The sequence below is a fragment of the [Clostridium] clostridioforme AGR2157 genome (assembly GCF_000424325.1).
GTDB lineage: Bacteria > Bacillota > Clostridia > Lachnospirales > Lachnospiraceae > Enterocloster > Enterocloster clostridioformis_A.
Genome location: NZ_AUJR01000085.1, coordinates 1 through 8,880 on the forward strand (window position 1 = coordinate 1; position 8,880 = coordinate 8,880).

At 48.6% G+C, this 8,880-nt stretch carries 11 protein-coding genes; 2 read left to right on the top strand and 9 right to left on the bottom strand.

What is annotated here, in order from left to right:
* Positions 1-9: 9 nt before the first annotated feature.
* The 5 genes from G614_RS28635 to G614_RS31540 all read right to left on the bottom strand — a co-directional run bounded on the left by G614_RS28635 (position 10) and on the right by G614_RS31540 (position 1,564).
* Entirely contained in the window at positions 10-288 is a 279-nt protein-coding gene (locus G614_RS28635; protein ID WP_044918637.1) for a hypothetical protein, read from the bottom strand.
* A 15-nt stretch (positions 289-303) separates the two neighbouring features.
* Entirely contained in the window at positions 304-570 is a 267-nt protein-coding gene (locus G614_RS0122600; RefSeq protein ID WP_027643729.1) for a hypothetical protein, read from the bottom strand.
* The gene (locus tag G614_RS0122605) at positions 567-773 is read right to left on the bottom strand and encodes a helix-turn-helix domain-containing protein (RefSeq protein WP_027643730.1); all 207 of its coding nucleotides are present in this window, start codon (positions 771-773) and stop codon (positions 567-569) included. Before G614_RS0122605 ends, G614_RS0122600 begins: the two co-directional genes overlap by 4 nt.
* A 392-nt stretch (positions 774-1,165) precedes the next feature.
* The gene (locus G614_RS31535) at positions 1,166-1,363 is read right to left on the bottom strand and encodes a hypothetical protein (protein WP_022200482.1); all 198 of its coding nucleotides are present in this window, start codon (positions 1,361-1,363) and stop codon (positions 1,166-1,168) included.
* Positions 1,364-1,405: 42 nt separating this feature from the next.
* Positions 1,406-1,564, bottom strand: coding sequence for a hypothetical protein (locus G614_RS31540; RefSeq protein ID WP_155245121.1), 159 nt, complete (start codon positions 1,562-1,564; stop codon positions 1,406-1,408).
* Positions 1,565-1,719: 155 nt separating this feature from the next.
* Between G614_RS31540 and G614_RS0122625 the strand changes: the two genes are divergently transcribed.
* Both G614_RS0122625 and G614_RS0122635 read left to right on the top strand, forming a co-directional pair.
* The gene (locus G614_RS0122625; RefSeq protein ID WP_044918641.1) at positions 1,720-2,085 is read left to right on the top strand and encodes a helix-turn-helix domain-containing protein; all 366 of its coding nucleotides are present in this window, start codon (positions 1,720-1,722) and stop codon (positions 2,083-2,085) included.
* A 593-nt stretch (positions 2,086-2,678) separates the two neighbouring features.
* Positions 2,679-3,884 (top strand): tyrosine-type recombinase/integrase, encoded by a 1,206-nt coding sequence (locus G614_RS0122635; RefSeq protein WP_027643733.1) that lies wholly within the window; start codon positions 2,679-2,681, stop codon positions 3,882-3,884.
* Between the two features lie 75 nt (positions 3,885-3,959).
* Here G614_RS0122635 and rlmD read toward each other — a convergent pair whose 3' ends face one another.
* The 4 genes from rlmD to G614_RS28640 all read right to left on the bottom strand — a co-directional run.
* On the bottom strand, positions 3,960-5,354 hold the full coding sequence (rlmD, locus tag G614_RS0122640) for a 23S rRNA (uracil(1939)-C(5))-methyltransferase RlmD (RefSeq protein WP_027643734.1): 1,395 nt from the start codon (positions 5,352-5,354) through the stop codon (positions 3,960-3,962).
* Positions 5,355-5,543: 189 nt separating this feature from the next.
* A complete protein-coding gene (locus G614_RS0122645; protein WP_027643735.1) occupies positions 5,544-5,861 on the bottom strand; it encodes a hypothetical protein in 318 nt (105 codons plus the stop codon).
* A gap of 214 nt (positions 5,862-6,075) precedes the next feature.
* Positions 6,076-8,418: an ATP-dependent helicase gene (locus G614_RS0122650; protein ID WP_027643736.1), complete on the bottom strand. Its 2,343-nt coding sequence runs from the start codon at positions 8,416-8,418 to the stop codon at positions 6,076-6,078.
* A 172-nt stretch (positions 8,419-8,590) separates the two neighbouring features.
* Positions 8,591-8,880 (bottom strand): group II intron maturase-specific domain-containing protein (locus tag G614_RS28640; RefSeq protein WP_044918404.1); only part of this gene is annotated, 290 nt, incomplete at its 5' end.

Below are 8,880 nucleotides of genomic sequence, written 5' to 3' on the forward strand. Positions count from 1 at the left end.
TACCTCCTCTCACAGTCTCACGCTCATGGTTTGCCCAGACAACTCTGCGCGAATCCACATCTTGAGAATCTCAATCGCCTCACCAACCTTATCTGCTACTTCCCACCCAATCCACCGGCGAAGCCATTCGGTGTCCCCTGTCTGCAGCTGGTCCAGATACTCCTCATAATACTCGCGGTATGGGTCCAATTCCATCGCCGCGTAAAACTGCGCATCCTCCGCGTCCGTCTTACTCACGGACAGTCTCGCTGCCCTATCCGCGATTGCCTCCATCTGTACTTTTGTCATCTTCATATCCTCCCTTCACAACCTCACACCCATGGCCAGCGCCATGACCACTATAGCTACCATCCACATCCCCAGCAGCCAGATGACCGCCGGCACAATCCACTTGGCTGCCCTCGTCCAGGGGCCGTCCCGACGTTTCCTGCGCTGTCTGAAAGTCACCATACGCCTGTGCCCCATGACGTTGGTGAGTACCGCTGTTCCTGGCCCGGTGATGTCCAGGCGCCAGCCGGGATACTGAACCGCTGCTTTGGCGCGGATGGCTAACTCAGTTACTTTTGTCATTGGCTTGTCCCTCCTTCCTCCATTTCGGCTACCGGATACGTCATAATAAATCGTTCCAGGTCACTCCCTCGTATCTTCCGCTGGCCCAGGAGCAAAGATGGAAGCTTTTTTGTGCTGATAAGCTCATACACCTTGCTTGGATTAACCCTGAGAACGCCTGCCGCCTCCTTGACTGTGTATATTGGCTTGTAAGGCTCCACCATCGCTTTTATCCTCCTTCCTCTCATAGTCCTTGCACGGATACCGCCGTGTCCGTTCCGGGCACTGGCTATACCGGCAGGTCTTGCATGTCATGTTGATATGTACCGCCTCCCTCGTTGCGTTTTGTCCCCCTACTTGGTATACTGTACTTACAGGCTCCTGCCAGAGCCGAGTACAAAGGAAAGGAGAAGCTTATGCGCAGATATAATTTCCCCTTCAACGGAAATCGTTATGTCCTTAATAAATCCACCGGCGAAATTCACGACCTGGACTGCGAGACGCCGCAGTGCCGGATTAATGAAATGAACCCAGCGAATATCATAAACTGTATGAGCTATGATGATGCTTGGCTCCGCGCTAACTTGCTTAAATGCCCCGCGCCTAACGGGTGTCATTATTGCAATTCGTCCAGGGACAACGGATAACCTTTCTGGACTATGGACTTTAATGTCTGTAGTCCTTCCTCCGGAAAATCTTCACACAAAACCGACTCAAGCTCCTGAGGTGTTTCAGTGTGTATTACAAGGTCATATATTAACTCTGAAAATTTCTTTACGTCCGTAATGGATGTTAAAACCTTAAATTTTGTCATCCCTCTCACCTCGCTTTCTGTTCTCCTGCCAATGTACCGGGGCTAGCCGGTTCCTATTGAGGATTCCGAATCTTTCTTATTCCGTTTTTTGTCCGCTGCCTTAGCTTCTGCTGTTCCAAGAAAATAGCCCTTATCAAACTCAGACATCTTCGAAAACGCTTCGGCGATGGTTTTCAGAATCTTTTTATCCCTCTCTCCCATGTTCTCACCTCACTTTCTCATCCGTCTATGACGATATTATATCCTTCGAAGAAGTATTTGTCAATACGTTTTTTCGTCTTTGACGTATTTTCTTGACAAAGACGTATTTTCGTATTATACTTAAAGCATGAAAAGGTGGTGATTAAAAAGTGGAAATGAAAGACCGAATTAAGAAGATAAGAAAAGAATTAGATTTAACGCAGCAAGGTTTTGCTGAAAAAATTGGTACAACAGCAAATGTCCTTACCAACTACGAAACAGGGCGAAGGAATCCATCTGCTTCTGTAATAAACAATATATGCAAAACTTTCGATGTTAATGAAACCTGGCTCCGTACCGGTGAGGGAGAAATGCTTGTGCAGCGCACCCGGAACCAAGTCATAACAGATTTTCTAGGGGACTTAATTATAGAAGATGCCACGTTTAAAAAGCGGCTTATAGAAGCCCTGGCTGAGTTGGACGAAAGGGACTGGGAAAGCTTAGAAAAATTAGCTAACAAGCTTACAAACAAAAAGGACTAGGGAATGTCCCCTAGCCCAATATTTTCTTCGCTAAACGGCACAAAAGTTCCAACCGTTCAACATTATTGGATTTTTCAATGAGAGTAAGCAAGCATTTTTTTAAACCCTCAGCATCCATAGCGATACGCCTCCCTTTCTGGCTGTCCCTAGCAGCCAAAACAGTGAATATGTATTGTTTGCACCTTAAGTATAGCATAAATTATGGTGAAAATGACAAATATTTGCAAAATTATCCTGGTAAATTCTGGCAATTGTCAGACTATTGCCTGTTATTGGAACAATTTAATTTTACCGCTCCTATATGCAGCGCAGGGAAAGGGAGTACCGACATATAGTGGGAAACGAACGGGAAAAAGAACGTTTGTTCTGTATTTATTATAGAATATACGTTCGAAAAAATCAATAGGGAGGGGATAATATTCTCCATGGAAAAAACCGCTCCTGCTATCAATAGGAACGGTTTTTCACATAGATTTCTCTTACCAGGCAAAACCGGAAAGATATAGTCAGCTTAACACATTTGAATTATATCATTCCTGGAGCGTCCCGGCAAGGGAATATTAATTTTACCCAATTTTAAGGAGGAATGATATATGGGACAGTTAAGAACAAGGAAACGTGGCTCCACCTGGGAATGGTCCTTTGAAGGGGCCAAAATCAATGGCAAGCGCAACCCCATCAGCCAGGGAGGATACCGCACCAAGGCCGAGGCCATCACTGCCGGCACCCAGGCCAAGGCCGAATATGACTCTGCCGGCCGCAGGTTTACCCCTTCGGACATCAGCGTGTCTGATTATCTGGATTACTGGTATAATAATTATGTCAAGGCCAACCTTGCGCATAACACCCAGGTGGGATATGAGCGCTTAATCCGTGTCCACCTCAAAACGGCATTCGGGAAATACCGGCTGTCATCATTGGAAACAGATGTTATCCAAAAATGGATTGATGGAATGAAGCGTCAAGGCTATTCCAGGAGCATGGTTAAAAATACCTTATCCTGCCTGTCCGGTGCCCTGGGATATGCGGTATATCCCTGTAAATACATCAAGTATAATCCCTGTGATTATGCCAGGATACCGAAGATAGTTATGTCTGAGAAGGCCAAGGCACACACAGAATATATCTGCGTCAAAGAGGACTTTGCAGCCATCATTGAGCGCTTTGGCCCAGACAGCAATTTCTATATGCCACTCATGACTGGATACCATTGTGGTACCCGCCTGGGGGAAACTTACGGTATTGACTTGCTTCATGACGTGGATTTTGAAAACCACACCATAACCATCCGACACCAGCTTGCCAACGAGGGTGGAAAGTGGTATTATCGGTCACCAAAATATGATTCTGTCCGGACTATAAAAATCCTACCAGAGTACGAGAAAATACTGAAAGCAGAAATCCGTAACCGCAAAAAGAACATGCTCCGGTACGGCCAGTATTTTACAAAGACGTATCAAATGGACGATGGCTTAATCTTTCAGGCTCCCGCCAACGTCAAAATTGTCGGTAAGGAAATAATGCCAATAAGCACCAAAGAAAACGGCGAGCTGCTTACCCCTTACTCATTCAAGTACTGCGCCAAGGTTATCCATGAGGAATTGGGAAATCCATTATTCCACAGCCATTGCCTACGTCATACTCATGGCACGTTGTTGGCGGAGAATGGCGCCCAGCCCAAGACCGTCATGGAGCGTCTGGGACACAAGGACATCAAGACCACCATGGACCGCTATGTGTTTAACACGGAGAAAATGCAGAACGATGCCATTGTAATCCTGGCAGACGCTATATCATAGCAATCTTGCCTACCACTTCAAAAAAGCGTAGGCAAGTGGTAGGCAAGGCAACCAAAACAAGAGCAAAGAAGCCCGTCAATCCTTGATTTTACGTGATAGTTCCACGACGGTTTCAACGTTCCCTGTCCCCGGAAACATGTCCACCCCGCAAACCTTCTCCACCCTATACCCTCTGTCCTGCAGCACCACTAAATCCCTCACCAAACTGGTAGGTTTACAGGATATATATACAATCCGGTCCACCCCGAAATCAATAATTTTTCCCAATGCCTTAGGATGTATCCCATCCCTGGGCGGATCCACCACAATCAAATCTGGCTTATCCTGAAGCTCATCAATCACTTTGAGCACATCACCGGCCAGGAACTCGCAGTTTTCCAGTCCGTTGAGCTCGGCGTTTACCCGGGCTGACCTGACGGCTTCTTCTACAATCTCAACGCCTACCACCTTTTTCGCCACAGGCGCCAGTATCTGTGCAATGGTCCCGGTACCGCTATATAGGTCGAATACCACCCTGTCCTTTGTATCACCTACAAATCCCCGTACTGTATCGTACAGCACCTCCGCGCCAAGGGAATTTGTCTGAAAGAAAGAGAAGGGCGAGATTCGAAAACGCAGTCCCAGCAGTTCTTCGTAAAAGTAATCCTGACCGTAAAGAATGTGGGTCGCATCGCTTTGCACCACATCTGCCAGGGAGTCATTCTCTGTGTGGAGAATTCCCGCCAGCCTGCCATCCAGAGGAAGGCGCACCAGCTTTTCTGTCCACTCTGACAGCACCTCTTCCTCCGTCCTTACGCCCAGATACTCCCTCTGTGTGCTGGTCACCAGGTCTACCAAAATCTCCCCTGTCTTTACCGCCCTTCGGACCAGCAGATGGCGAAGATAACCCTGGTGCTGTAATTTCTTATAGAATGCAATCCCCATCTCCTCAAAATATTCTTTGGTGGCCATCAGTATCCTGCAAAAATCCGGATGTACAATCCGGCACTCGGGAGTGGTTACGATATCGTAAAAGCTTCCCCTCTTGTGCATTCCCAATGCCAGCGGACCATCCTTTACCTCATCCCCAAAGGAAAACTCCATTTTATTGCGGTATCCTGAGGAGATAGGGCTGGCCTTGATTCCCTGAAACTCGTAGGTGCCGTCCTCTGCCACGCTGTCCAGCAGGGATTTTACCTGTTCTCTTTTAATGTTTAACTGTTCTTCATAGGGCAGGCTCTGGTAAATGCAGCCGCCGCATATCCCAAAATGTGGACATGCCTCCTCCGGCCTTTCTGCCGGGGAATGCTCCAGTATATCCAAGGTTCTGGCTTCCGACTTCCCCTTTCTGCGCTTGGTGACTACACACTGAATTCTCTGGCCTGGTATGGCATTCTTTACCACCACTCTCTCGCCATCTATATGCAGGATACCCTTATTCGGGAATTCGATTTTTTCTACTATTCCTTCGTAAATATCGCCCTTTTTCATAAAATATCTCCGTTCTGTCCGCCGCTTAGGCATTTTTCCTGTGGTTCTCTTTTGCCGTATCATTATATCATGCAATATGGTTCACATCAAGCCAGACCCAAAAAGGACCGCCACTTCCGCGGCGGTCCCAACAACTATCCTTTTTATCATCCTTCTGTGTATCTTATGATGGCCTTAAAACACCCTCTGCTATTCAGCCTTTTCTGCCTTCTTCTCCTTTGGCTCCTCATCCTCAAAGAAGTCATCGTCAAAATCATCGTCAAAATCATCCTCAAAATCTTCCAGATAATCCGGAGTAAAGAAACGGTATACAGCGTATGCAATACCCGCCACTGCTGCCACTGCTCCAATGATAGCCAGCACCCAGAGAATGCAGTTCTTTTTCTTCTCGTCCTCTTCTCTCTTGTGAAGCAGTTCATTGATTCTGCTGGAATTCATCAGTTCTTCTACACGGCTTAATACCTCTTTCCCCATCTGATCAAACCTGTCTCTGTCAAATCTGTTCATTCTACCCACGTCCTTTCTTATATATAAGCACTTCTGCCCTCTTGCTTGTTTTTAATTATTATATCATGGAAGCCCTTGATTTACTATCCCAATTTATTCAAATTTTATCCAATTGTTTCAATCCAATTTCAATTGAAACGCAGTCCCGACATAAATCTGCTATGCAGATTCATGTTTCTGTTTCTGCCAGGCATCCCCTGCGCCGGCACGCCCATCAGACCTTTTTTAGCTTGGCAAAGGATGCAAACATTTTCTTCTGGCCCGCACCGTCGAACACTACCGTGACTTCATAGTCCTTACCGCCGTCCTTGATGGACTTCACCGTTCCCTCTCCGAATTTGATGTGCTTGACCCGGTCTCCCTCGCTGTAATCCAGGAATGCTGCCTTCTGCACAGTAAATGCTTTGCCAAATCCCGGATTTCCCGCTGCGCTGCCGGCGCCTCGGTCTGACGAGGGCTGGGACGAGCCGGATGCATATGCGTTATATCCCTTTCCAAAGGTGCTTGTACGTATATTCCCTGCGGCCGGCTGGTTCCACGGCAGACCTGCCTCGCCGGAAATACCGAACTTGCCAAATCCGCCTGCACCGGCCCCCTTATTCCGGCTGCCAAAGCTTCCCAGCACCGGTTCCAGACGCTCCTCCTCCAACAGCTCACCAGGCACCTCCTCCAGGAAACGGCTGGGCTTGCAGTATCTGGTCTCGCCGTTAACCATCCGCTGTCTGGCGCTGGTAATCACCAGTTCCTTCCTGGCCCTTGTGATTCCCACATAGCAGAGACGGCGTTCCTCCTCCATGTCTGTCTTGTCATCGGAAATTATGGACATCATGCTGGGGAACAGCCCGTCCTCCAGACCTACCAGATACACCTTTTGGAACTCCAGTCCCTTGGAACTGTGCAGGGTCATGAGGGTGACCCGGTTCTCGGATTCATCCATATTGTCAATATCAGCCACTAGGGCCACCTGCTCCAGGAATTCGTCCAGAGTTGGATGCTCGCTGTCCTCCTCGTAGCTCACGGCCTTGTTTACCAGCTCTCCTATGTTCTCCAACCTGGTCTGGGACTCCACCTCTCCCTCTGCCTCCAGCTCCTGCTGGTAGCCGGTCTCGTCCATGATGCTCTCTATCAAATCCTGGATGGTGTAATCCTCTGACTGTGCCATGGCCCGGAAGCTCTCCATCTGTCCTATAAAGGTTCCGATTTTCTCAGCAGCCTTACCTATGCCCGGAATCTGGCGGGCCTCCCTGAGGGCGTCGTACAGGCTCATGTCATGTTCAGAGGCAAAGATGGCTACCTTCCCCATGGTGGTGGCTCCGATTCCCCGCTTGGGCACATTGATGATGCGCAGCACAGACAAATCATCCACTCCATTGGCAATTGTCTTTAAATAGGCCAGGATATCCTTGATTTCCTTTCTCTGATAGAAATTCACGCCTCCCACCAGGCGGTAGGGTACGTTGTAAAAGATACACCGCTCCTCCAGAAGACGGGACTGGGCATTGGTGCGGTAGAGAACAGCCTGCTCCTGATAGGCATAACCGCTGTCCCTTATCTCCCTGACCACAAAGTCCGCTTCCTCCCTGGCTGTGTCAAACTGTTTGAAACGAATCAAATCCCCCTCGCCATTGGCAGTCCACAAGGTCTTGTCCTTACGTCCCCGATTGTGGCGTATGACGCCGTTGGCCGCATTCAGTATGTTCTGGGTGGAACGGTAGTTCTGCTCCAGCTTAATGACCTTTGCCCCGGGAAATGTCTCCTCAAAGCTCAGAATATTCCCTATATCCGCCCCTCTGAACCGGTAAATGGACTGGTCATCATCCCCCACCACACACAGGTTCCTGTACTTGGAAGCCATCAGGCTGACCAGCCTGAACTGGGCCAGGTTGGTGTCCTGATACTCGTCCACCATGATATACTTAAACCGCTCCTGATAGTAATTCAGGACCTCGCTGTTATTCTGGAACAGTTCCACTGTCTTTACAATGAGATCGTCGAAATCCAGGGCATTATTCTTCTTGAGGCGCTTCTGGTACTCCTTATATATCTCCCCAATCCTGCGCTGTCTGAAGTCCTGCCCTGCATTTAACAGGAATTCCTCGGGGCTGATAAGCTTGTCCTTTGCAGAGGATATGGTGCCTAACACGGAACGCTCCTTGAACTGCTTGGTATCCACATCCATGGCCTTGAACACCTGCTTCATCAGGGTCTTCTGGTCGTCACTGTCATAGATGGAAAAGTTCGTGGTATAGCCCAGATACTCTATATGCCTGCGCAGGATGCGCACGCAGGTGGAGTGGAAGGTGCTGACCCAGATGCTCTCAGCCCCAAAGCCCACCAGCTGGTCCACCCTTTCCCTCATCTCTCCAGCCGCCTTGTTGGTAAATGTGATGGCCAGGATATTCCACGGGTTCACCTGCTTCTCCTCAATCAGGTATGCCACCCTGTGGGTCAGCACCCTGGTCTTTCCGGAACCGGCTCCAGCTAAAATGAGGAGAGGGCCTTCCGTATGAAGGACTGCCTCCTTCTGCATGGGATTCAATGTATCGTAAATACTCATAAACTATGTACCGCCTTCTTAACTGCAATTGTGTTTATTAAGTATACCATTCTGAATCCCATCCTGCAAGACCTGCCTTTCGGACGATTGCAGGCGGCAAATTACAATCGGATAGGGGAGATTTTAACCTCCCCTTCCACACCACGTAGCGTACCGTTCGGTACTACGCGGTTCAATAGTTTACTCGGACTTTCAAATAGTGGGCAGTCATATCGGGATAACCAAGTCTGTCCACTATGATTCTTTTGGTGAGTGCCGAGTTGAGCATTCCCGCCGCTCTCCACACTCCCTTTCGGCAGTTCGCCATCTCATGCACCTTCCACTCTGGTAAATGTAACGCCCGCAACATTTTATATCTTGTGCGTACCTTCTTCCATTGTTTCCAGTACACCGCTCGGATTCTGTGGCGCAGCCACTCATCCGTCTGTTCCATCAGGCTTTTCATGTCTGCATATCGATAAT